The following is a 25,517-nucleotide window of genomic DNA, read 5'->3' on the forward strand; positions in this document are numbered from 1 at the left end:
GACTCTTTTGTTGATCACTGACTCCTTTTAGTGATGTTAATGGATTCACTGCTCTTTAAAGCCAGCGTCTTTGTTAAAGTACAGTGTTAATTGAGCGTGACTTTAACTGGATGCCACTTTCATTGGGTGGAAGTGATAACTGGGTTCAATAAACTCGTTTTGTGCCCTAATGATGTCCAACTCCCACCCGTCCAGTTCTTCCGTGATTTTTAATACGCCGTAAGCGGCATTATTGGCATGCTCAAAAGCGAGAAATGGTGACATTCCTTTGACTAATCCGGCGGTAAATAGGCCGGTAATGATTTCGTCGATGCCCACGACAGGTTTATCAAAATGGACATAAGGCCGATGAGCCAAATAACAGGCTTTGGGGGTACTGAGCATCATGGTTGAATTGAGGTCGTCAAAGCCTGGGAAATTTTTCAGAAGAATAAATTTCGGGCCTTTATCCATGACTTTTTGGCAAGCTGATATCGCGTCTTCCAACGTGCTGATGCTCATTTCCACCAACAAAGATAATTCATCACGCCCGATGACCAAAGCATCCGCAATATCACTGAGATCACGGATGATTTTTGTCGTAGAAGGGGTGATGATTGGCTTTTTTTTATTGTCTAACTCGATCATTGGATGGCTGATATAAAGTGCTTGTGAGTTCTTTTGTTTAACCAGAGTCACGACGTCTGCTATCGCGTTGCTTTGTTCAATCGTGCCAATGTGACCAGAAACAACCGCAGCGCAACGATCTAGCTGGCCGATGTTGTCCACCCCAGTCACTAATTCGAGTATATCGCCAGCGGCGTAGTGATGCCCCGCAATTTTTTGGTCGTAGTGAGTGTGATTTGAGTATTGGCCAATATGTATGGGCCATACTTCCGCTCCCATTCGCTGCATTGGAAAGACAGCCGAATTGTTTCCACTATGGCTGAAAACAAAGTGCGATTGAATAGACATAATACCTTTCATTAAGGTTTCCTCAGATGAACATCCGCCAAGTAACACGTTGAATTGGCATCAAGGCCACCATAATAATGAGCAACAATGAATCGGATAAATCTCAAATAGAGGATCGAACCCTACCAATGACGTGTGTCTCATAGCAAAGCTTGTCGTGTAGGTGATGAATGGTAGGTATGGCTGTTTGTAGGGTGTTATCCATCATATGCGATTTCGGCCAATGACGCGCTGCTTATATTCTTCACTCAATGTCCCTAAAAGTATCCGAGCAAACGTTGAATTCAATGCCCCATGAACTTATTTTCGGAGAGATATACCTCCCACCATTACTGCTTGTTAGTGCGCTTGCTTATGCCCTGACCAGCACGATCGCTGTACTTGGCAGCAAGTTTGGTTTGTATAAACATTTTGCTGCACCAGCGATTGTTGATCTAAGCCTCATGATTATCTTGATGGTTGTCATTAGCCATTTTATCCCTGTTCTATAGAGGAACAATCAGTGATTAAACGTTATCTACTCACTACCATACTCGCGTTAGTAGCAGGGTATGGCCTGATTACGCAGTACAACCTATATACTGAAAACCCATGGACAAGAGATGGACAGGTTCGAGCGTACATTATTGAAATTACACCACGAGTGACGGGACAGGTTGTCGACGTTCACATTCAAGATAACTCAAGAGTCAAACAGGGCGAATTACTGTTTGAGATTGACGACAGTGTTTACCGAACGGCTCTACATAAAGCACAGGCGTCTCTGCACCAAGCCAGTGCTCTGCTAAAAAAATCTCAAAATGAAGAGACAAGGGCACTTAACCTAGAACGCCTGACTCCAGGATCCTTACCGATATTGACGCTCAACAATTTGGAGGTTGCGGTAGAAACGGCAAAAGCCAATCAAGAGATCGCAAAGGCGATGGTTGACGAAGCTGAATTGAACTTATCCTTTACCAAAGTGTATGCGCCTGCGGATGGTTACATAACGAACTTTACGTTAAGGGTCGGTTCTCAAGTGATTGCCAATAGCCCAGTAGTGGCATTGATTGATGAACACAGTTTCTGGATAGAGGGCTTTTTCAAAGAAACAGATTTACAAGGCGTTGATCCACAAGATCGCGCAATGGTTACCCTACTGACTCACAAAGAAGTGTCACTTGACGGAGAAATCAAAAGCATAGGTTACGGGATAGCGAAACAAGACGGTAGTACAGGAAACGATCTCTTACCGAATGTAAATCCAAACTTTCAATGGATCCGTTTAGCGCAACGTATTCCAGTAAAAGTGAAATTAACAAACGTGCCAGAAGAGATTCAACTGCGAGTCGGTGCAACTGCGTCGATCAAGATTATTAAAGGCAACTGAACTCAATGCTAAGGGAAGAAGATGTACAGTGAATCGAGCAAAGAAGCGATCAAAGTGGGCATTGCCGTTTCCTTGGCGATCATAACCGCTTTGTGGCTAGGTTGGGATAAGCCCTATTGGGCCGCCATTACCGTGTTTATTGTCGCTGCCAATGAAAGTTATTCTCACGCGGTCAAGAAAGGACAGAACCGGATCCTCGGAACGATTTTGGGGACAGGTTATGCGACATTTTTATTAATAATGTTTGCTCAAGACCATGCTTTATTTGTTTTCTTTTTGACGATGTTTTTAGCGCTGTGTGTTTTTATGTCATCACATAACAGACTGGGCTATGCATTTACTATTGGCTTTGTGGTTTGCACCATTATTTCATGTATTGGCGGTTTCGACAGCGTAACGACCTTTAATATCGCGGTATTGCGCTTTCAAGAAACGTTACTAGGCGTCATTGTGTACACTCTGGTTTTTCGTTTTATCTGGCCGAGAAAAACAGAAGATCTCTTTTTTAGTTTAATTCGGGAAACCTTGAGCCAGCTTCATCAGTGTGCGGGCTTTGAGCTTGATCCACATCGACATGGGAAAGCAGATAGTGCAAGACGCGGGTATCATCATAACCTGAACACCCGCAGTCAGTGGAAAGAGAATCAAAATGAGCAACATCGGCGCTTAGCCAAACTGAACGATATTCTGAGCCTTCCCTTAAATGGGAGCCATCGGTTACATGAAGAAAGAGCAACGTGGCGACTTATCGTACGGGCAATTACACAGATCGATTTTCTGCTGGATGTGCACCATAACAACCCGGAGCAATCTGGTGTCCAAGCCCATATAGCGGAAGGTCACGCCTTGTTGTCGTTAAGCTTGATGTCGCCTAAAAGTACCCATGCAAAATTGTCGGCTTGGTTGATGAGAACCGAAACAGACTGTCCCCGACCCGATGTACCGTCGTCAGCTTTTGCGCTGCCGTTGAAACAACGGATTCTTAGAGTCGTGAAAGCGGTCAGTATCCAGTTAACATGTTTCGCATTGTGGGTTTTGTTGCCAATGCCGGGTGGTTACATTATGCCCATGGTCGCCTCTATATTTGCCAATGTTCTCGTAACCTTGCCGGACAACGCAATCAAGCATGCAAGTTTTGGGGTACTGGCTTGGGGGGCCATTTTTCTTGGTGAATACGTCCTCATCATGCCGGAACTGACTCAGGCTTGGCAGCTGTCGGTATTCTATTTTGTAAATAGCATCTTGGTGTGGAAAGTGGGCAATATTCCTGATTTAGCCATCCAGAAAGTACTGGGGGGAAATTTGTTGGTGGTGTTTACCATGGGAGCGCTTCAATTAACGCCTTCCTATGAGATCGTCACGCCACTCGTGATGATCACTTGTGTTCTTGTGACGTTAGGAGTGTCCAGTTTTTACATCAGACTATTTAAAGTGCGAACCGAACCTGTTTTCTCGTGAGTTCACGGGGAGGGTGATCTGATTAAATCTCTGCATGATTAATGTGGAGGCTTTTTTATCCGCGCTATGCAGGTGAGGACGCCATCCATCATATGCGATTAACCGATAATCCAGTTCTTCAATAGAATTCTCTCATTGACAAGACACCTGTGTACGCGCCAATTGGCTTGGAACACCTAGGCTCTTGATAAAAAATACAGCAGAACAAGGGTGTTCGCTAGATTATATACCGCTGGATTCTCATAGCCTTGAGCATCAGTCGAGAGAAAAAGATATGACACTTTTATCGAAATATAACAAGACTAAAAATACTAAGCGCTCTATCTCTATGGTTGCTGGCACGATTGTTTTGGCCTTTTCCACTGGCACATTCTCCGCTAACGCCTTTTCTACAGATACACTTGCAGCGAAAGAGATTCATGCCGACGTGAACCCTATGTCTGAAGGGCAAAAGATCTTTCAAAAATATGGTATAGACGATGACCTTCCTAAATTGGGTTTAAGTTCGTTGGTGCAAGGTGAGCATCTTGTTGAGCATGCGAAACGTTTTGTTCAAGTCGGTGATGAGATCAGTGAGCTGTCGGTCTTTTTGGTCAAGAACACCGATACCAAGGGTAATATCGACTTACGTGTTAAATACAAGGCCGGTGAGATTGCTGACGAAAAAAGCATGATTAACGAGATTGAAAACTACACCCGAACCGAATATCGCTTGCGTAATTATGCCCAAAGCTATGATCCAAAAAGTGTCACAGCGACAGAACGAGATGACGGTGTGGTTGAAGTGAAGTTCAACTATTCGAAGTACGGTTTACCACAGGACATCGCCTATTTCAGGTTTCTTACCGTAACGATAGAAGTGAAAGACGGTACGCCGATAAAAATGATGATCAGCAACAGCAAGCCGTTTCAATATGGAAAGTACGCGGTCGATCACTACCAACAAACGATCACGTTTACTGAATTAGCCAGCGGTAAAGTCATTATTGCGAAGAAAGACATAGAAGCTTCCGGTACTCGGAAAAATAAGCCTGTGACAATGGTGTCGACGACAGAGCCTGTTGCTTTCTATGAAGATACCAACGGAGTCAGCGTATTGAACCAAGCACTTTTAACGGAAGTATCGGATCCAAGAGTTAGAGAAGTGCAAGTGAAACTCGACAGTGTGTTTCCATTAATGGGCGATATGGTTCGCAGACAAGGTATAGATATTCCATTGCCCTATGGCGTCTCAGTTGCGTACCGAAACCAGAATATGGATTTTGGTTTTACCGATTTTAACGTTATGGGCGTTGATCTTAATGACTTGTTTGATGCATCGGAATCAATCGGCAGCGTACAAGCCGAAAGTCTATCGATACGAGGAGATGTGAATATTCTGCCGTTTTGGAACGTCTATGGAGTTTTAGGTAAGGTCAACGTAGACGCGAATGTGGATGCGGAATATACCGGAGGGATTGGACAAGGAATTAAAGATAAGTTGAACGATAAACTGCAGGGTTTAGGCAATGCATTCTGCGATATCGAAAAAATTGGCGCTCTCTGCAACAGTGGTCGTGTCAATGTACCGCTGCACCTGGAGTATGACGTTGTGGGCGTTGGCACGACTCTTTCTGTTGGGTATCGAGAGTTCTTTGCCTCGGTCACTGGGACTTACAGTGCGACACGCCTGAAAGGGGCCGATAACTGGGGAGACCCAATTGCCACAATCCAGCCTATGTTAGGTTATCAGTTGGTTGATTACCGTGCGCAAATTTTTGTTGGTGCTGAATATCAGGGGTTGAAACCCTATATGGACGGAACCCTGGATGGTATAGAAATTGGTGGAGAAACCTTCAATTATCATATTGGTGTCGATATGGAGCCATGGGCGTATCTTGTGGGCTTCAATAAACAAATAGGTAAACACTATAACTTAACCTTCCTCTACAACACTGGTGAAACACGCAGCTCAGCGACGCTGAATTTAGGGTACCGCTTTTAAATAAACCCCAAAATTCACACACGCTAGTCAGTACAGGTAGGGTCGCATCCTACATAAGCGATTCACTCAAATTTAACGAATGAATTAATATCGCACCATAAAGAAAAACACTTCAAATACTCCAGGAACGAGCGTGGCTGAGCATAGGGAATCTCAGGATTGATGATACCAATATCAGGTCAGATGGCCGAACACATTTACGGGTATAACCATGAATTTAACGCATCGCTCACTCATTGCTGTCGCTATCACTGTTGCTCTTTCTGCGTGTGGCAGTGATGAAACAAGCTCTCGTCCTATTAAGCCAGAACCACTTCAACCATTGCCAACCGAGCAGGTTTCACTATCCATCGGGGACTCGACTCTTTTGGCAAATAGAGAGTCTGTTGTGATCAATACCTTAGCCGGTGACGAGCAACGCGTATCCATTGAAACGTTTAAAGGAATCACTTACGCCGACCAGCAGCGTTTTCAGCACAGTCAATTCCGTCAATTAGAAGACAGTGCTAATGGTGCTATAGATGCGACACAATTTGGCCCAGTGTGCCCACAACTTAAAACAACCAAGCAAGTGCAGTCTGAAGATTGCTTGAACCTTAATATTTGGCGTCCTGCGGAGACCAATGGCTCAGAGCCATTACCCGTGTATGTCTTTATTCACGGTGGAGACTTTGAATATGGCGCAGGTTCTGATGCCATCATTAATGGCGATACCGTCGTTGCTCAAGGCGTATCCGACGAGCAACCGTTTATAGCGGTTACCTTTAATTACCGACTGGGGCTATTGGGAAGTATGTGGGTGGATGGGAAAACCAATCCTAAAGGCGGAAACTATGGTCTTGGCGATCAAAAAAGAGCGCTAGAATGGATCAACCAGAATATCGCAGACTTTGGTGGCAACCCGGACAATGTTGTACTCATGGGGCAAGGGGCAGGGGCAATGTCTGTCGGTATTTTGCAGCAGCAAGAGTCTGGGGAGCCAGTAACGGGTGAAACGAACAACTATTTCCAACGTGCGGTTATGCAGAGTAATCCCTATGGATTTGATTACCGTAATTATACTCAAGCGAAAGACTTAGCGAGTAAAGTTCAGAGCTACAGTATGGAATTGTATGGTACTCAGGATACAGAATCGCTGTCTTTGCAAGACTTGATGAAAGTTCAAGCCCAAATACTGAATCCATTGAATCAAATCGGAGCGTGGACAGGGTTAGATTGTATTGATCTCGATAAAGCTGATTATGGCGCTCTCTGCCTGACATCAAAAGTTTTAGGCGAAGATACACCAATGGCTAATCTTATGTCTTTTGCTCCGTACATTGAATATAAAAAGCCGTTAATTGGCGAAGCATATGGGCACCACTTAATGGTGCAGCCGTCTCAAACTGACTTCACGGTTCCAACAGTACTGGGTGTAAACAGTGAAGAATCAAATAGCTTCGGTATGTTACCAAGTTTGACGTTCCTAATTCCGACAGTAATAGAACTGATCAGTAACCTAGATAGTGAGGTTTTCAATTCTGATGATCCAGAGACAATCGCACTAGCGTTATCAGACTGGCTTAGTTCTTCAAGTAACGTAGCCGCATTAGAGCAAGAGTTCGAGTCATTAACGGCTGAAGAAATACAAGCACAGATAGAGCTTGAGGATGTGTTGGAGCTACTTCCAAGCAGTGCTTATGAAGCCGTTACGACGTTATTTTTTGGGTTAGGCCATATCGAAGACACCAACACAGTTCTTGCATTGACAGACTATGCTCCAAACCCGGAAGACCAATTAGGTGGGGCAGTGAGTAACATGGCTGAGTTCAAGCAATTACTGAACGATGTTGTGTTTGCTGGCCCAGTTCGCTCTAAAGCGATGCAATCGAACCAGCCCGTGACCTTTTATCATTTTGGGTATCATCCAAGCTTTAATGTATGGACATATGAGACGGAAGGCGCTCTGGACATTGGGGATCTGATGAAATCAATCGGCTGCATCAGCGGAGCTTGTAATGCGTCTGAACTGCCATTTGTGTTTAACAAAGCGGTAAAACTAGACGGTACTGAAGTTCACCCCTCTTCAAACGAAGTAGCACTGATGAACCAAATGTCTCGGTTATGGTTCAGTGACGCCCTGTTTTCTGACTATGAGTACAGCGCAGAGAGCGATAGCGTCATGGTGATCAATAACGCGGGTGAGATCGGCCTTGAGTATGATTGGGATAGATACTCAAATGAAGGCATTGATCCAGAATTGCGAAACGGTCGTCTAACCGGATTAGAAAAAGTCTTGAGCTCAGCCGCTGAGTCATCCATCGACACTGAATTGACGTACTGAATAGACAAACAATCGGTAAACTTCCAACCATAAGTAACGAGATGTTGATTTCTCTTGCGCATGGTAATGATTAAAACTCGTGCTGGGTGCCCGGCACTTTATACTTCAAAGGTTCAAAAATGAATAAAATCAGGCTGACTTCTGCATTGGCTTTATCACTTTCCCTATTATCGTTGAATAGCCACGCATCATTTTATGATCCTGTAGATAACAAGCTGGATCTTGGCGAGCACCTTGCTGAAAACGCCTATGGCTTTTTACCTATTCCTATTTTGATCACGGAACCAGCGGTTGGTTTGGGCGGGGGCGTTATCGGGCTGTTTCTTCATGAAAGTGAAGACGAAAAAAATGCCCGTAAACAACTTGCAATGACATCCCTAGATGGAGGCGCCCAGCTGATGCCAGCGGCGATTACGTTAGCAGGGGCCGCGGGGACGGAGAACGGGACTTGGTTTGCGTTCGCGGGCCATCGACATTCGTGGCTAAAAGATACCATTCGATATACGGGAGGCGTTGGTGTTGGAAAGGCCAATCTAGATATTTTTAAAGAGTTCAGTATAGGTTCGTCATACAGTAAAACGTTTCAATTCGGGACGAAAACGTCGGGCGCCGTTGCGCTTCAGCAACTCCAATTTCGAGTGGCAAATACGCCATTAATGCTGGGTGTTAAACAGATTATTGGCCAGAGCTCGGTAGAGTTTGAGACTAATAATGAAGATGCGAATAAAGTCATCAATGATGTTATTCAATATGTTATGGGCAAAAGCTCGGTGACATCAGGGCTAGGTCTTGTCGCGGAATACGATACCAGAAACAATATGTTCTATCCGACTAATGGTTACTCGATCAACGCAGAATATATGGTGTATGACGAAAAAATTGGCAGCGATTGGAACTATCAAAATCTAAGCATTGATGGTGAAGTCTATATTCCTGTGGCGGATCGTTGGACCTTAGCGTTCGCGGGTAACTATCAAAACTTCAACACGCAAGAAAGCTATTTACCGCCGACCGTCCGTCCATATGTTGAATTACGTGGTATTGCTTCTTACCGTTACCAGGGGGATGAAATTGTAACAGCTCAATCACAAGTCACTTATGCAATCGATAATCGCTGGACCGTTTCTGCGTTCTATGGCCTTGGTAAAGCGACGGAAGAAAGCAGCCTAGCAGAAGATGAAAGTGTCGATGCGTATGGTGTTGGATTTCGTTACCAAATAGCCCGACGATATGGGTTACATATGGGGGTAGATCTTGCTTTTAGTGATGATGACAGCGCATTTTATATAACGGTTGGTAGTGGGTTCTAATCACGAAGTACGTTTATATCCTTATACGTTGTAAAAAGTTAAAACAAAAAGAGTAAATATACCGCTTCTTTAAATCGTCACTATATTTCTGAACTATTATTATCAGTAGTGTTCAACAAATAGACCATGTGGCGCAATATGACCTAGATTAAGAAGTCGCTTACGTTAAAGTATGTAAACTCGCTCAATAAAAAGCATATGTAAGGTTCCATGATGAATAATGAAAATAGCTCAAATGAATTGGACTCCAAGCCAGTATCACTTGATGGCATAGATACGGATAAACGTTCGACGCTGACCAAGTTAGCCGTTGGCGCGGCGGCCATCCCTTTTGCTTCTGTGCTTCATGCCGCCCCAGAAAAACTCATCACCGACAATATCACTCTGATGAAGAACGAAACCGGCCCATTCGACATTGTTATTGAGAATGGCCGTGTCGTTGACCCTGAAACCAAGCTGGATGCGGTTCGTAACGTGGGTATTAAAGACAATCGCATTGCTGCTATTTCAGATAAGAAACTAACCGGTGCAAAAGTGATTGATGCCACCGGCTTAGTTGTTGCACCTGGCTTTATAGACATGCATGCTCATGGGCAACAAGTTCCGGCAGCTCGCGCACAAGCATTTGATGGCGTGACGACCGCGTTAGAAATGGAATCAGGTTTGCTGCCTATCGGTAAGTTTTATGATGACTGCGCTGTAGAAGGTCGACCAATCAACTATGGTGCTTCGGTGGCCTGGACTTACGCTCGTGTCATGGCTAAAGAGAAAAACGTATCGCCTGCCGATGGAACCATCGTATGGTTTCAAAAAGCGTTTGCGCTAAAAAACTGGCAGAACACCTTAGCGACAAAAGACGAATTAACAGAAATACTGGCTTCTGTTGAGCAAGGGTTAAAAGAAGGGGGGCTAGGTATTGGTATCAATGCGGGTTACGCCCCCGGCTATGGCCATAAAGAGTACTATGAGCTCGCAAAACTGGCAAAGAGTTACGATGTCCCGACTTATACGCACGTGCGCTACTTAAACAGCGCAGAGCCGAAATCCAGTTTTGAAGCTTACCAAGAGCTCATCAGCTTATCGGCAACGACTGGTGCTCATATGCACGTTTGTCACCTAAACAGTACTTCGGTTCAAGACATTGAAGATTGTGCTGATTTAATTCAATCGGCGATTGACAACAACATTGCTATCACGACTGAAGCTTACCCCTATGGCGCAGGGTCATCAGCCGTTGGTGCTGAAGTCTTCCGCGGAGAAGATTGGTTAGAACGCTGGGGTGTGCCAAGCGCTAGCTACATGGAAATAAACGGTAAAGCACTTAATCAAGCTAAAGTAACCGAACTACAAGAAACCGCTCCAGGTTCGGTAGTCGTTATGCATTTCTTAAAACCAGACGAAAGCAAAGATGACCGCCAAAAAATGGATCGTTCAGTCTTATTTCCAGGCGCCGCTATTGCCTCTGACGCCATGCCTTGGATGAACAGTAAAGGGCAGCTTATAGAAGGTGATGTCTGGCCATTACCCGAGGATGCGTTTGCTCACCCACGGTCAATTGCTTGTTTCTCTCGTTTCGTCAACAAATACGTGAATGACTACAAGGCCATCTCGCTGGTTGAAGCGATGGAACGCACCAGTTTAAATGCGTGTCGTATTCTTGAAGATGCGATTCCTCAAATGAAAAATAAAGGGCGTGTGCAAGTCGGCAAAGATGCTGATTTAGTGGTGTTTAAATTAGAGGAAGTCAAAGATGTCGCGACATTTACTCAACCGAACGCTATTTCAACCGGCATGAAGTATGTGTTAGTTAACGGTGCGCCGCTGATTGAAAAAGGCGAATTACACCTAGACGCGATGCCTGGTCAGGCTATTCGTCGCAACGTTAGCGCTTAACTTTACTGTACCTATGCCGTAACTAAGGGCCAGGAGCGACCCTGGCCTTTGTTATCGAAGCCATGAATTAGTTACATCATTCAACAACATCAATCGAACAATGAGAGACTCACCATGAGTAAGAAGCCAATTCCAGTCACCATTATCGCCGGGTTTTTAGGGGCAGGTAAAACGACCCTTTTGAACCATATACTAACTAATGCAAATGGAATGCGTATGGCTGTCATCGTTAATGATTTCGGTTCTATCAATGTCGACGCTGAGTTGGTGAAATCTAAGAGTAAAAATATGATCAGCCTAGAAAATGGTTGTATCTGTTGTAATCTCGCGGAAGGATTGGTGGTATCAGTGATGCGTTTATTGGCTTTGGATGAACGCCCTGATCACATTATCGTTGAAACCTCCGGCATTGCAGAGCCCAAAGAAGTGGCACTTCAGTTTGAAGATCCAGAACTACAGGCACATGCACCGCTCAATGCAATTGTGACGACCATTGATGCTGAAAACATCTTAGGGTTGGAAGGGCCAATGGGTGAGTTGTCAGAGCAGCAAATTCAAGTGGCCGATATTGTGCTCGTGAATAAAATTGATCTGGTGGATAGCGAAAAATTACAAGAGGTCAAATCATGGTGTCGTGTACAAGCGCCATTTGCCAAATTAGTCGATATTTCATTCGGTGAAGTTGATTTACCTATCTTATTTGATGGCACAGAAAGTGAGCGCCATTTAAGTGCCAAAGAATCGATTCAGCAGGAAGAAAGTGGATACCATCACCATGATTGTCATGATGATCACTGCGATCACGTAAAACATGATTTCGAAACGTTCAGCTTTGAAACCGATCAGCCGCTCAATTTACAAAGTTTATACCCAATACTGCAACAGTTTTCCATTGATGCTTATCGCATGAAAGGCATTTTAAATTTAACGGACCGCCCTGAGCATCGCTGTATATTTCAATGCACCGGTCAACGAGCCAATGTTACCGTTGGAGATGCGTGGGGAGAAGATGAATCTCGTTCGTCACGCTTAGTTTTCATTGGCCCGAAAGCTGGCCTTGATAAGGACGGCATGCGCAAAAAACTGAACGCACTGGTGGCGTAGTTAGAACAGACATGGAGTAGATGGCAAGCCTATCAACCTAGCGCTTGCCTATACCTAGCTTACGACTGCCTAGTTTGTATTTGCTCATCCTAAACAACCTTATCTCGCCAAATTATCAGCCATTTTTTCTGCGATTCCATTAAATTTTTCTAAATCCTCATTGCTAATTCCCCTCGCCATCTGAAGCAAAATAGCTTGATCGATTTCCGAGACTTTGTTCATCAGATCTTTCCCTGAGCCGGTTAATGTCAAAAAGTGGCTGCGCTTATCTTCAGGGTTTGAGGCTTTGCTAAGCAATCCTTCCTTGATTAGCGTATTCACCAGGCGAGTCACTTGGGCTTTATCACGGCGCAAAAATTTCGCGATTTCAATCGATGAGCAAGGAGACTGTTTTGTCATGATCTTCATGGCGCGCATGTGCATAGGTGCGACATCATAGCCAAGGCTTACAAGCTGCTCGCTCAGTTGACGCTTCCAAGAGTGAACAAGATGAAAGTAAGATTTTACCGACGTATGTACAGAGATAGGCAATCTTCATTGCTATAAGTTGACAAATTTTAGGTAGGAGCGCTATTGATGGCGAGTGAATCACAATCGAAGAAGTTAACACTAAATCAGATCGTGACCTGCAGAATATGAAGTTTGAGGTAGAAGATCGAGAAGACCTATTTGCCATTGTGGAAAAAATGAAACAAAACAGCGGCCTTGACGCTCCAGCGGCAATCCGGCTAGGTGTCAGTGTTCGCTTATTAGGTCCATTAATGATGCTAAATAGAAAGCACCCACTGTTTGTCGACTTTATGCCACATTTTAAAACGTTTATGAATACCGTCAAAAAGGCGGTAAAGACTCAATAGTGGGGTATTGGCGTTACTCAGCTGTTGTTACCATTATTGTTACCTCTATGGTTAGTTCTGAATGATGGAATCAAAATGACGACTAAATATAGAATAAACCATGATTTGTCCGGCCATAATCGCGCCAAACATTAACACAGCGGAAAGACCAATATTTGGAATGGGTAAAATGGAGGTCGCAAAGAAGGACTCACTCGCTCCAACAATAATTCGACTACCGGGGACAAGAATGATGATCCCTTGAATAATGTATATGAGTGGTGGAACGTGACGCAATTTACCCATGCCCAACCCGTACAGAGTAATGAGTATTGTGCTTACCCATGTACCCACAACCCAATCGGAAGTAAACCAATGTGGCCCCCACATGCCAATTGCTGCGACAGGAAGGCCTAAGAGTATTTCTGTCATACTTGCGTTGAAAATGAGGCCAATAGCGACTGAAATCCCAATCAGCGCGGTGATATGAAGAACTAATGGGATTTCATCAATAAATACCGGTGCTGATAAGGGTTGATTGATTATGTTGGCTAAGCCTAACCCCATAACAATACCAATGAATATTTTCATTACTATGAGTGCGCTTTGTGCTAGCAGTTCGATGCCTGACCGAAAGTCATTGAGAGCAAGACTGGCTAAGCCGTTGGTGACGGTTAATCCAGGAATAAAAAGTACGATGGAAGAAATGCACAGCGCTAGCGTTGGTAAGCCGGGAACCTGTGCCGCTATCATGCCTGTTAAAAAACTGGCTACTAAGGCCACAAAAAACTCGACAAGAATGCTTCTTGGCCCAGTTAGGGATATTTGTGCTAACCAGGCTATAGCGCCCAGAATAATGGATAAACCGACCGCCAGATAAGTACTGCCAACCAACATTAAGTAACATGGTGGAAGCAATAAATTGGCAAAGCACAACGTACGATTCGAGTAGGTTTCTGAACCTTCGTAATGGGAATGATTAGAAAGTCCTTTAAGTGTTGCGACTAAATCACGTAAGTTAACCGAGGGTGGTTTTTTGTTTTCCATAACCACTTTTTGCGTAGGTTGCTCAAAAATAGTGATGACTTTTGTCGGGGTGACATCAATAGAGACATCCATGTTATGGCGCTTTGCGTAAGCTTGAGTGTATTGCGCAACAGAATAAGGAGCACACCCGGATTGATGTAATCTATCTGAAAAGTTCAAAATATCTTGCTGGCTTTGTTCAATGTGATTTGTTTGCTTCATTCTGTTCGTTTCTCAATCACCAAGGCGATGTGTGTTTTAGGGGCGTTCTAATTCAATAATATCCTTATTCAACAGTAACGAATAGTCGTGTATGGAGGACGGGCCCCTACAAATGAACATCGCAATCGCTAGAAAGGTATGATGCCTTGAGTGAAGTGAATAGATAGGTTAGGTTGGTTTTTATCTCACGAAAACCTGATGAGGTCGGTTTTCCTACTGTACAGTGACAATATTTTCACTGCGGAGGGTAAAAATCGACCACAGGTAAACTTTCGAAGGCGGGCTTGGCAAAATAGTAGCCTTGCATCAGTTCAATTCCAGCTTCTTTTAGCCATAGGTATTCATCAACTGTCTCTACACCTTCCACTAACGGGGTAATGTTTAGATCACTAAATATATTTAAGCAATTTAACACAATCGATTGGCGAGCTTTATCGGTATGGATATTTCTGATCAAGCCCATATCTAACTTAACGATGTTGGTTTGAAAGTCGGCCAGTAAGTTGAGGCCTGAATAACCCGAACCGAAATCATCGATCGCAGTCTTGAAACCGAGAGATTTATAATACGCAACGATGCGTTGTACATGGGTACTGTCTTCTATTTTTTCGACTTCGGTGAATTCAAACATAATTTGTTCAACGGGAAAGTCATATTTAAGCGCGGCCTCTAAGGTAGTGCGAATGCAGCGCTCAGGTTGATAGATGGCGTTAGGTAAAAAATTGATGCTAAGCATAGAGGAAATGTTTAACTTTGCCGCTAACGCGATGGCTTTAATTCGACACAGTTGGTCGAATAGGTAACGATTGTCATCGTTTACTCTTGAAATAATAGAATACGCAGATTCGTTATTAAGCCCTCGAACCAATGCCTCATAGCCAAAGATGCTTTCAGTTTGGCAATTTACGATAGGTTGAAAAGCCATAGTAAAATCAAAATCAAGCGGCTCATCGTTGCGGCAATGACCGCAAGTCATCTTATTACCCCCGAGTAATGCTCCTTTCATATCTCTAGCCTTAATTCTTTTTAGTAAATTCAAGTTTAGTCGAGTTCTCATTGAGTGCGAGTATAAATGCACAAAAAATCTTTAAAATTAATAGTGTTAGAGGGTTTTTACTCGAAATGAGGCTTCGCAAGGTTGAGAATAATAGCACCGATAAAAATAGCTAAGGAAATAGAGACTAAGCGCATGAGCTCAGCGGAAAGTGATTCAGTGCCCTGATGCTTAATGATCTGATACGTTAAAACAGTAAAATTGGTGAACAGCAATTGATAGATCCCCATCGTTGTCTTACGTCTAATCGCGTAGCAAGCGAGTTGAATTCCGCAAAAAATAGTTACCCCAATAACCACCCAGTTCGGCACGTTAACAGTAAATAAGAGCAAAACGGGCATCGTAAATAAAATACCGATGACCGTTGTAACCAACTTGTTCTGAGTAAAGGTCTTGTGCTCGTGTGGAAGGTGGGTTTTGATCATACTGCTGATGGTTATAGCGATGAGTATCGCTTGCGAACTTCCTGAACCTATTAGTGCAGCTAAAACCAACCACATTGCGGTTGCTTTAAAGGCAATTAGACCAATATGAGTGGTGGCGGCTTCTGTACTTTGCTCATCGGGCTGAATATCTCGTTCATCGCCAGGAAAGACCCAAAAGGCCAGTGAAGTGATAACGATAGCGATCATCAAATCTTGAAACATTAACCAGGGGAGGGCGTCAACAGGTAAGCTCATTTGTTTACTCATAACGGTCATAATAATGACCACCATTAACATTAAAGTTGCAAGTATGTCTTTTGAGTTTTGGTGGCTTCGGTAATAACTCCAAAAAAAGACAGACCAACTAAACAGAGCGTATCCTGTAGGAGAGTCAAGCAGCAAACTGGCGAGAGAAACCAGAATAAAGCTGACAAAAAAAAGAATGAGTAGTAGCTTGAACAGCAAATTCGTGGGTGGTTTAGAGGGCATCAAGGTTAAAAAAATCACCACAAACACTGGCGATAAAATAGGTAAAATCGCCCCACTGTGTTGCAAGTAAAACAACAACAGTATGGGAGCAAAAACGATTCTTATAACCGGATTGGCTGAACTACGAAACATAGGTCCAAACACTCACGATTTTCATCCATAGCCCTGACAGCCATTCACCAAGCCGGCTTTGTTCGGTATGAAAAGCAACCGTTGCCTTAGAGCCAAAGCGAATATTATCGGGCACTTCTCCATTGTCAAAAACAATGTTGACGGGGTAGCGCTGTGCCCCGAGAGAATTGTTGTCAGCAACTAGAAATCCAGTCGCTTGATCAACGTTATTGCTGCCACCCGTTCCCCAGCCAACGCTGTCTACTTTACCTTTTAATACGCGGCCTGGTAGTGCATCGAGTACAATTTCAACGTTTTGTCCTGCTTTTATATGTTCGATAGAGTTTTCGCGTAAAGAGGCAGAAATCCAAACTTCTCTCGGGTCGATGAAAGTCAACATCGGTGACCCTACTGATGCTTTTTGTCCTACGGTCAATTGAAGATTCGTGACGATACCATTTGAAGGGGCCGTGATCTGAGTGCGCTGTAAATCTAATTGAGCTTGTTCTAATCTTGCCATTGCGGATAAAATTTGCGGGTTGTTACTGCCCTCTGGGCCTAAGTTCTGTTTTGCTTGTATTAATGAGGCTTCAGCGGCTTCAAGCGCGGCTTGTGTACGTTCGCGAGATTCCATCGCGTTATCTAATTCGGATTTGCTCAAGACGCCTTTAATAGCAAGTTCGGCGATTCGGGCGGACTGCTCTCTCGCATTATCACGAGCGGCCAATGCATCTACCACTTTAGCCTGCGCGATTTCAACTGCTGCGGTGCTTGCTCCAATGTTTTGTCCCGCTATTTCGAGGTTCGCTTTGGCAACCTTTAGCGCAATTTCGTAATTTCTTGCGTCAATCTTGAATAAGATATCGCCTGCCTCTACAACCTGGTTATTTTTGACCAATACTTCGGTGACATTGCCAGAGACTTCTGTTGCAACTCTCACCAAGTAAGAATGAACTCTAGCCGTTCCTGTCATGGGGGTAACACGATCCGCCCAAAGGCTGTAAAGCCAGACCAACAGAACGATAGCAATGATGAGAAAGCTTAATTTTTGAGAGGATTTTTCAGTAGCAGACATGGGGCCGACTCTTAGGAAAGAAAACACCTATGATAAATTGGAAAACAGATAGCATCAAGCGATCAATATCTTTCTATAACCTGTACTCAGGTTCGTACTATTTAGGAGGCAGTCTACACGACAATGAATGAAACACGCCGTTCACTTGTGAGAGTTATTTCTAATTAAGATAATCAGCGCATCGGTCAATAAGAAATTGAGAATGAGATTATGTATAGAAATACGATTGAAGGTGTCAATCATAGTGCTACAAGCTTTACTCCCTTCACTTTTTCGTGTCAGAATTTCAATGTGTATTCTCAATTGATTACATTAGGTGTTAGAAACGAAAACATACACCCTCATGGCACAGTAGAATTACTGTTTCGTCCGGAAAAGGTGGATGATATAGATTTTTTCTATCAGCAGTTATCATCGTCAGAAACGATGGTGAAAAATTTCACATTTGAGCAAATTGACTGGATGAGATTGAATAAAACTGCTTTGGCTGATAGGTTCAAAACAATATTCATGAATGTTGAACCAGCGGCCTTAAAGGCAGAGCAGACCAGTTATCGAATAGCATCTTTAGTTAGCCAATACAAAAGTATTGGTGTGAAATTATTGATTGAAATTACAGAAAGAAGCTCTGAATGGGGTAACATCTCGTTTCAAAAAATAAAAAAACTGGGGGTTGATTTGGTTCTCGATGATTACCAACTTAATGCGCACAATCATATTTCTATTGACCAGTTTAGTCCTATATTCAGTGCGGTTAAGCTGTGTATAGATGATTACGAAATTGGTGAACTAATCTCCATAATATCTGTAGCAGTCAATAAAAATATGAGAGTCGTTATCGAAAAAATTGAAGATAAGCTTCAATATTCCCTGATAAGGGATTTTTTCCCTTTTGCGCTAATGCAAGGATACTATATCGAAAAGCCAAAAATTCTCATTTGACACGCATTTATTTTAGGATTGTACCGATGAAATTAAATGAAATAATTGACTTCCTTCCTAAGTTAACGGAGAGTGAGCTAAAGGAAATAGAAGTGATAATAAATAAGGAGTTGACTAATCGGGAGGGTGATATAAATGCTTCACTAAGTGACATTGAAATATCATTCCTTTTAAATCTATTTAAATATGAAGAGAAAACCACTTGCAAGTAGTGGGCTTCGTTAGCTATGAAACCTTAGTAAAAAGTAAGTGCGTATTTTAACTCTAAAATTAAAATTGTAATCTTATTGCCTTCCCACTCCTGATTTAAACCCAAATATATAATATTACTCGTCATCAACAACATTGCCCTCAGTGCCAATCCAGTCCCGCAATACTTACGTGCTATCTCAAATTACGTAATATCTCAACTTACGTACTATCTCAAATTACGTACTATCTCAGCGTGAAACAATAGCACCTAACTTAATAAACTATAAGTTTAATGGCATATTAATTTGATGATTTTTACACATGCTCAATTTTTTTTAAGTGAGATGGTAAATAATGTCTATGTCCAACCAATGAGTTAACGAATCCTAGGTTCGGACTTAAATCTATCTAAAATTCAATAAGGATTATAAATGAAAATTGCTAACAAAAAGGTTCTAAATTCTATCCTGTTAGTCGGTTTAACCACCAGTATTGGTGCTTATGCCGCTGCACCCGCTACCGTAACCTGGTATGGCGAGGTTCCAGTATCAGGAAATGATGATGAGCTAGTGATTACTGGACTTAATGGAATTCAAGAGGCGCAAATTGGTGGGATTACGGCTAACTCAATGGGGGTTTTTAGTTCCGATGAGCTTATCCTCGAAGCGCATATAAATGAAGGGGATATCGATACACCAGTGGTTGGTGAACTAGCTGATGCGAACTGGTCATATCATGATAGTAAAGTCACATACGATGGCTTAGAACACGCTTCTTCAGAGGTGTCAGTCCTTGTTAATGGTGAAGCCTTCTCTCCAGAAAGTGCTCCTATTCAAGCTCAAACGGTGTCAATTAAAATATCACAAACAGCGCAGTTACCAGCAGCAGATATTGGCGGGTCTATTGTTCAAGCTAGTGTGACTCTGATGGCAGAAAAAGCCTAATTATTAAGTATTCGTTGGCTCGTTGTGTATTGCGAGCCATTTTTGGCGCCAATATGAAATTTTTCCCTATAATTATTTTCCTGGTTAATACTTCAGTGCAAGCCGAATATAAAATATTGCCGCTATCAAGCGTGATTGATGTTAATAATTTATATAGTAACTCTATATCTAGTGTTGTGTTTGAACCAAGTGTAATTAATCTAAATACAAAAATTGATAACAGCGGTTTTGAAGATGCTCTGGTACATCTTAAAATCACTACGAATATACCAAAAGAACAGACTAATATAAATTATATATCAACACTCACAAGGAATTTATCAACTTGTACAGATTATTCGGGTGATAAAAATGAACAGAATGAATTTGTCTCAGTATTATTTGATGGTGAATATATTAGCGAGTCGGAAAGTAGTGAGATATTAACCTTTGTCGATGATGATGGGGAAAATAAAAGTGGCGATCATATTGTCCAAATGGTTTTTAGGCCATTCGGTGAGATTATAACATCGGGTGTTGCGGAAGAATGCGATGGTGCTATAACATTTAATATAGAGATCGATGTGTAATGGTCAAGTGCAGAAGATTATGTATTGTTTTTTTATCTATATATACATCATTAGTTTTCTCCGAATCAATTCCGAAAGGATTTGAAGAATTATTTCACATGAGTGAATCATCGTTAAAGCTGAGAAACCTTGATGGAACCATGTCGGAACCGATCGTGTTTTTTTCGTCATTTGATAGGATAAAATTGGATGTTAATAGCGTAAGTTCGATGACTAATCTGAATAGGTATCTTGAAAATAATGAAATTAGCGATGAATATAAGTCAATAATTATAGATGATTTTATAACTGGGGTAAGAGATACATCAAACTGTACAGGGGTGCTGAATGAGTGTGAGCTCTACCCCGATACGTATGAAATAGTTCACAACTATAACGATAAAGAAGTCTACCTATTCGTTTCTCCTGAAGTGCTGAATATCAAAATTGATAGGATAGAAGAGAATAGATTGTATTACGATGCTAAGAATGAACATAACGGTGTCATAAACTCGTTTGATCTTTATGCTAGTGATTATTCTGAACAAAATTCAGTCATATCATTTAATGATAAACTCACTGTGGGTATGCCTTATGGATACTTAAAAACAGATTTTTATCTAAATAATAGTGAAATTGGATCAGAACTATACGAGGCGGGTTACCATCTAGATGTTGATTCGTATTTATTAAAGGCGGGCTATTTTTCCTATGATCCAGAAGTCAATACTACGGACTTTCTTAACGGGAATGCACGCATATCACAAAGCTCAATCACTTTTGGTAGCTCTAAAAACTTACTGATGGGTGGGGATAATAGCGATAAGTTACTCACTTTTTATGCCCCCACGAGTGGCAATGTCTATATCTATCGTAATGAGCGCATAATCCATCAGAATGTCGTCAAAGAGGGTGTACATTCCATTCCCTATAGTTCTTTGCCCAGGGGCCGTTATGAAGTGTTACTTGAAGTAAAATCGGGTAGTGGTGTTACAACGACAACTCAAACCTATCAAATCTACAATAATAGCAGTGACAGCTTACCTGCAGGGAGCGCTGACTTCGCTTTATCTTCCGGTTTTTTCAAAACTAATCATTATGACAATCGAATGAAGAGTGTAAACGATATTGAAGGTGATCCGTACGCGAAGGGATTAGTCAATTACCAACTATGGCCCTCTTTCAACTTAGGTATTGGTGGCATTGCCTCAAAGCAAGGAACGATGTTTAACTTAGGGGGATCCTATAGCCTATTAGAGTGGGGAGTTTCATCCGAAGCCGTGTTTCGCCAGTTCGAAGACGCCTCTCATATGAATGCGAACATTAGCGTTCCTTTTCTCAGTCTTGCATACGAGCAACTCAGTAATCAAAACAGAGATCCTTTGGCTTCATATATGTATGGCTATGCGGATTTTTCAAGGCTGTCTTTAAATACAACCTATTCGTTTGGTCATGGTCAATCTATTTATGCGATTTACTCTATTAATGACGATAAATTACTGGATGCGATAGGTACAGTCACAGACCAGCAATACCAACTGCTTTCGATTGGTTACACCACGCCTGCTCCACTGGATTCCCGACTTAATGTAAACCTAGATGTAACCGATGTTCGCGATGAAATGTCCTTAAGTATTCTTTGGAGTATACCGCTTTCAACGACGATAGAGGCTATCTTAGGGGAAACCTCAAATACACGAGGTGTCGCATACCTTAAGACAACACTGAGAAAAAGTAATGTTATTGACTCTGATTCTGTGGCTACGTCTTTAGAGGTTAGTAATACCTATGATCGGGGCATCAATACTATCTACCAAAGTATGCTGGTAAGTGCTAACGGTAACACGTCATATGCGCGCGGGAATATGTCTGCCCATGCTTCTACTAATGGTTATTATGGTATCAATCTTGGTTTATCTAGCACACAGGTTATCGCCAACGGTGATATTTATTTTACGGACAAATCATCGGCCGCTTACGCGGTAGTAGACGTTTCCGTTGATGATGGCTTCTCGAACGGCCAAGAGATTGACGAAAAAGGGTATTTCACTTTGAAGAAAGGTGGAAAAAGAAACAGGCAATTTATCGTCTATGATGATGAAACCATCATGCCTGTCGAAGCTTACAATGAATATAAAGCGTCATTCGATTCAAAAAGCGTTGATCTCTATAGCACTGGAACCAAACAGTTAGACGTTTATGCTCAGCCTGGTACGGTGATGTCATTGTCGCCAAAAGTAAGCCGTACAGTTTCATTTATCAGTGCATTTAAAAATATAGCTGAGAAGCCAGTTTTCGACATTGAGTGTGAAGGAGAGGGGTGCATAGAAGTCAATAAAATGTCCGATGGCGTTTATCGCGTTACTGTGATTGAGGGCTTAGACTTCGCATTAACATCAAAAAATACCCGCTGTTTATTGCCCTATGAGTTCCGTTCAACAAACCTAATGAATTTTGGTCAAAACTATTGCCTATCAATTTTTGATCGTAGTGAACCACTACTTGTTGATATCGACGGCCGGAATTTGGAAGCACTTTTTCTAGGTGTTTATCAAGAGTCACTGGCGCTAAATAACCATATCAAGCTATTTGAATCACTGGGTTATCAAGTCATACAGAAAGATATAGGTCAGCAGAAAGCCATCTACATAGCTCAATCTCCTAATGGTGTTAAAGGCAGTTTTAATCAGCACAGAAAAGAAATTTCAGAAATAAAGAGGCTCGCACAAAAACACTATTATACCGATTCGGTGGAATATTATCCGATTACAAAAATTAAAAATGGAAAATAATATGAAAAACATCATACGGGTATTACCTATCATAACGCTGTTTTTTTCGATTCAATCTTTAGCATTTTCAGTAGATAAGATGTTTATTGTTAGTGATAAAAAAGGTAACGGAATTATCACGCTAAAAAATGATGAACCTAATCCCATTTTTGTAGAGGCACAGGTTCAAGAATTAGATGTCAACGATGGTGTTAATTTGGTTAAAACGCCATATGATATCAATAACATTGAAGATTGGAAAATATCACTGACACATCAGAAATTGATATTAAAGCCAGGTGAAGAAAAAGCGGTGGGAGTACGGAGCCTTTGTTACAACACAACTTGTGATGGGTCACGCGATCTTATGTTTATGTTGCCTTTTGCCCCAAGTAAATACAATCCAGAAGGGGAAGAGGTCAGTGGTATCGAAATTAATTACGGATTCTCTCCTGTTTATATTATTCCAACAACTAAGCCTATCTATTCATACGAGATTTTTAATAACGGTGAAACGTTAACAGTAAAAAACGACAGTAATACGATGCTCAGTGTGTTTGTCAATAACTGTAATGAAAAAATCACATCAAATTGCAGACAGAAGTTTACGTTAATTGCAGGGCGAGAAAAGACCTTTAATTTACCTCCTCAATTACAAAGTGAACAACTCAATATTACCGTTACCTCTCATGATAAAAGTTACTCACAAAAAGAATCAGTAAAGCGAGGTAGTAACTGATGCAGGGTAACATTAGATTTTTTACCGTTTTAATTGGGTTGAGCGCAGTATTGTCCGTACAAGCATCAATTGGTCTTAGGGGAGAAATTAGGGGCGGAAGTGTGAGTTGGGAAAACGTGACCATGGCTTATGGAAAGATGGCACCAAGTGAGTGGCAAGTTCCCCCTTTACTCCAAACATCAACGTCTTGGAAAGCCGGAACATTCGCAGCTTCTCCACCTGAAACTATAAAACTAACAGGTAGCGATGGCGTGATGACTGACCCGTTAGAAATACAGATCTTAGGCATACAGTACAATACGTCGGGTATTGAGTATTCGGTGTCTGACACAGGTACAGGGAGTGGGTGTCGTTTAGATACTGTGACATTACCCATTGTGAGTGTAGAGGGCGACAATTGCATCTCATCGTATAAACTGAATAATGCCGGAAAATCGAGCCCATTTGTTTTCTTTAGACCACTATTTAGTATCGACGACCAAGATATTATTTCAGTATTAAGAGGAAAGACACCAGGTTTGTATTCTGCATCAATACCCATAATAATTCGTTACTATTATGAAAATCATGGTATTACTACATTTCGTAATATAAATGAAATAATGATCATAAGCCTTAAATACGACCCTGTTCAATTGGAAAGAGTCAATGTGACGGGCGATGGCGTAATGGTACCCAATTATAATTCCACCACTCGACGAATAACGTCTTCTACAGAATATTTCATTGAGGCAATAGGGTATTTTGATGATGGAATAAAACTTACAATGCTAGATGATGAGTACTCTCTTATTAATTCATCTGACTTTAATATAAAAATCCCGTATAGCATTGTTTGTTCACAATGTCAGACAGTGAAATTAGTCGATGATGGTCAACTATTACTTCCAGATCATACTACCTATATTGGATTAGGAAATGGTCCCAGTAGCCGTGTAGAGTTTAATCTAATGTTCAGTTATGACGTAGACGGGGCGGTGATTACGTCAGGGGAATACACTGATCAAGTGACTATAATGTTAGAGCCGAGTATATAGTATGAAACACGATTATTTATTAGCACTAATTATACTGCCTTCGATGGCGTTCTCTGGTAATGATCTCTCGCCGTTCCAAATTGGTTCGAGTGTCACGTTCTCTGTTATTGACGCCAATGAATTGTCTTCTGAGGCCATGGGCTATAAAGCAACACTGGGCTATAACCTGAATAAAAATGTGCTTCTAGAAGTGGGGTATGGGAACTTTAGAGCCTTTACGAATAGTCTTTCAGACATTACCCCTGTACTTACTGAGTTAAAATGGAAAATTCCAGTGAGTGGTTACGCCTCATTATACGCGGGTGGAGGATTTGCTTTTATGAACAGTGATGCGAACCCTACTGCGGTGTTAGGGATCAACTACCAATTAACAAAACACTGGTTTGCAGAGTTAGGCTACCAGTCTATTTTCGATATAGAGGCTAGTCAAAGTGATTTATACGCGTTGAATTTTTCGTTTGTTTACCGATTTCCAACCAGTGATGAGATGAGTACTACCTCAAGAAGCCAAGAGTATACAAACCATGGTTTTTAATTTATATGCGATCACTGGCTTAACTATTAATGTTTTTCATCTATCTCATCGATGGGGAAGTGATCATGGCTCATGCCAAAATCTGAATTAAGTGAGCATTTAAGAATTATACAATAAAAATATGCTCAATATGCATTTAGGCGCATTGGTTATCATTTTTACAGATCCATTATGTA

At 42.0% G+C, this 25,517-nt stretch carries 23 protein-coding genes; 17 read left to right on the forward strand and 6 right to left on the reverse strand.

The features are described 5' to 3' along the window. Positions 1-102: 102 nt before the first annotated feature. On the reverse strand, positions 103-966 hold the full coding sequence (pdxY, locus tag QF117_RS03840) for a pyridoxal kinase (protein ID WP_282384759.1): 864 nt from the start codon (positions 964-966) through the stop codon (positions 103-105). Between the two features lie 266 nt (positions 967-1,232). On the opposite strand from pdxY, the gene QF117_RS03845 reads away from it, so the two are divergent. The 8 genes from QF117_RS03845 to QF117_RS03880 all read left to right on the forward strand — a co-directional run bounded on the left by QF117_RS03845 (position 1,233) and on the right by QF117_RS03880 (position 12,395). After that, complete coding sequence (locus tag QF117_RS03845; RefSeq protein WP_282384760.1) at positions 1,233-1,445, forward strand: DUF1656 domain-containing protein; 213 nt, start codon at positions 1,233-1,235, stop codon at positions 1,443-1,445. 11 nt (positions 1,446-1,456) lie between these two features. Next, positions 1,457-2,323, forward strand: coding sequence for an HlyD family secretion protein (locus tag QF117_RS03850; RefSeq protein WP_282384762.1), 867 nt, complete (start codon positions 1,457-1,459; stop codon positions 2,321-2,323). Between the two features lie 21 nt (positions 2,324-2,344). Beyond that, a complete protein-coding gene (locus tag QF117_RS03855; protein WP_282384764.1) occupies positions 2,345-3,781 on the forward strand; it encodes an FUSC family protein in 1,437 nt (478 codons plus the stop codon). 274 nt (positions 3,782-4,055) lie between these two features. After that, a complete protein-coding gene (locus QF117_RS03860) occupies positions 4,056-5,765 on the forward strand; it encodes a hypothetical protein (RefSeq protein WP_282384766.1) in 1,710 nt (569 codons plus the stop codon). 211 nt (positions 5,766-5,976) lie between these two features. Next, positions 5,977-8,088, forward strand: a complete 2,112-nt coding sequence (locus QF117_RS03865; protein WP_282384768.1) for a carboxylesterase family protein — start codon at positions 5,977-5,979, stop codon at positions 8,086-8,088. A gap of 119 nt (positions 8,089-8,207) precedes the next feature. Next, positions 8,208-9,398, forward strand: a complete 1,191-nt coding sequence (locus QF117_RS03870) for a BamA/TamA family outer membrane protein (RefSeq protein WP_282384769.1) — start codon at positions 8,208-8,210, stop codon at positions 9,396-9,398. Between the two features lie 210 nt (positions 9,399-9,608). After that, complete coding sequence (locus QF117_RS03875; RefSeq protein WP_282384771.1) at positions 9,609-11,291, forward strand: amidohydrolase family protein; 1,683 nt, start codon at positions 9,609-9,611, stop codon at positions 11,289-11,291. Between the two features lie 114 nt (positions 11,292-11,405). After that, positions 11,406-12,395, forward strand: a complete 990-nt coding sequence (locus QF117_RS03880) for a GTP-binding protein (protein ID WP_282384772.1) — start codon at positions 11,406-11,408, stop codon at positions 12,393-12,395. A 99-nt stretch (positions 12,396-12,494) separates the two neighbouring features. On the opposite strand, the gene QF117_RS03885 is transcribed toward QF117_RS03880, so the two are convergent. Next, the gene (locus tag QF117_RS03885; protein WP_282386142.1) at positions 12,495-12,920 is read right to left on the reverse strand and encodes a MarR family transcriptional regulator; all 426 of its coding nucleotides are present in this window, start codon (positions 12,918-12,920) and stop codon (positions 12,495-12,497) included. 62 nt (positions 12,921-12,982) lie between these two features. Here QF117_RS03885 and QF117_RS03890 point away from each other — a divergent pair, with 62 nt between their 5' ends. After that, positions 12,983-13,252, forward strand: coding sequence for a DUF3861 family protein (locus QF117_RS03890; RefSeq protein ID WP_282386144.1), 270 nt, complete (start codon positions 12,983-12,985; stop codon positions 13,250-13,252). Positions 13,253-13,303: 51 nt separating this feature from the next. On the opposite strand, the gene QF117_RS03895 is transcribed toward QF117_RS03890, so the two are convergent. The 4 genes from QF117_RS03895 to QF117_RS03910 form a co-directional block, all read right to left on the reverse strand. Continuing rightward, positions 13,304-14,479, reverse strand: a complete 1,176-nt coding sequence (locus QF117_RS03895; RefSeq protein WP_282384773.1) for a threonine/serine exporter family protein — start codon at positions 14,477-14,479, stop codon at positions 13,304-13,306. A 235-nt stretch (positions 14,480-14,714) separates the two neighbouring features. Continuing rightward, positions 14,715-15,455: an EAL domain-containing protein gene (locus tag QF117_RS03900; RefSeq protein ID WP_282386145.1), complete on the reverse strand. Its 741-nt coding sequence runs from the start codon at positions 15,453-15,455 to the stop codon at positions 14,715-14,717. Positions 15,456-15,592: 137 nt separating this feature from the next. Beyond that, complete coding sequence (locus QF117_RS03905; RefSeq protein WP_282384775.1) at positions 15,593-16,579, reverse strand: DUF2955 domain-containing protein; 987 nt, start codon at positions 16,577-16,579, stop codon at positions 15,593-15,595. Next, entirely contained in the window at positions 16,569-17,633 is a 1,065-nt protein-coding gene (locus tag QF117_RS03910; RefSeq protein ID WP_282384776.1) for an HlyD family secretion protein, read from the reverse strand. The genes QF117_RS03905 and QF117_RS03910 overlap by 11 nt, the downstream gene beginning before the upstream one ends. A gap of 210 nt (positions 17,634-17,843) precedes the next feature. Here QF117_RS03910 and QF117_RS03915 point away from each other — a divergent pair, with 210 nt between their 5' ends. The 8 genes from QF117_RS03915 (at position 17,844) to QF117_RS03950 (ending at position 25,341) form a co-directional block, all read left to right on the forward strand. Continuing rightward, positions 17,844-18,575 carry an EAL domain-containing protein gene (locus QF117_RS03915; RefSeq protein ID WP_282384778.1) on the forward strand — a complete coding sequence of 244 codons (732 nt, stop codon included), beginning with the start codon at positions 17,844-17,846 and terminating at the stop codon, positions 18,573-18,575. A gap of 26 nt (positions 18,576-18,601) precedes the next feature. Next, entirely contained in the window at positions 18,602-18,787 is a 186-nt protein-coding gene (locus QF117_RS03920) for a hypothetical protein (protein WP_282384779.1), read from the forward strand. Between the two features lie 411 nt (positions 18,788-19,198). After that, on the forward strand, positions 19,199-19,711 hold the full coding sequence (locus tag QF117_RS03925) for a hypothetical protein (protein ID WP_282384780.1): 513 nt from the start codon (positions 19,199-19,201) through the stop codon (positions 19,709-19,711). Positions 19,712-19,764: 53 nt separating this feature from the next. Next, the gene (locus QF117_RS03930) at positions 19,765-20,280 is read left to right on the forward strand and encodes a hypothetical protein (protein ID WP_282384781.1); all 516 of its coding nucleotides are present in this window, start codon (positions 19,765-19,767) and stop codon (positions 20,278-20,280) included. Between the two features lie 98 nt (positions 20,281-20,378). Further along, positions 20,379-23,051 carry a TcfC E-set like domain-containing protein gene (locus QF117_RS03935; protein WP_282384782.1) on the forward strand — a complete coding sequence of 891 codons (2,673 nt, stop codon included), beginning with the start codon at positions 20,379-20,381 and terminating at the stop codon, positions 23,049-23,051. A 1-nt stretch (position 23,052) separates the two neighbouring features. Next, positions 23,053-23,769 (forward strand): hypothetical protein, encoded by a 717-nt coding sequence (locus QF117_RS03940; protein ID WP_282384783.1) that lies wholly within the window; start codon positions 23,053-23,055, stop codon positions 23,767-23,769. A 101-nt stretch (positions 23,770-23,870) separates the two neighbouring features. After that, positions 23,871-24,806: a hypothetical protein gene (locus QF117_RS03945; RefSeq protein WP_282384784.1), complete on the forward strand. Its 936-nt coding sequence runs from the start codon at positions 23,871-23,873 to the stop codon at positions 24,804-24,806. A gap of 1 nt (position 24,807) precedes the next feature. Beyond that, the gene (locus tag QF117_RS03950; RefSeq protein ID WP_282384786.1) at positions 24,808-25,341 is read left to right on the forward strand and encodes a porin family protein; all 534 of its coding nucleotides are present in this window, start codon (positions 24,808-24,810) and stop codon (positions 25,339-25,341) included. Positions 25,342-25,517: the final 176 nt, after the last annotated feature.

Origin of the sequence: Vibrio sp. YMD68 (assembly GCF_029958905.1) — a bacterium.
Classification (GTDB): domain Bacteria; phylum Pseudomonadota; class Gammaproteobacteria; order Enterobacterales; family Vibrionaceae; genus Vibrio.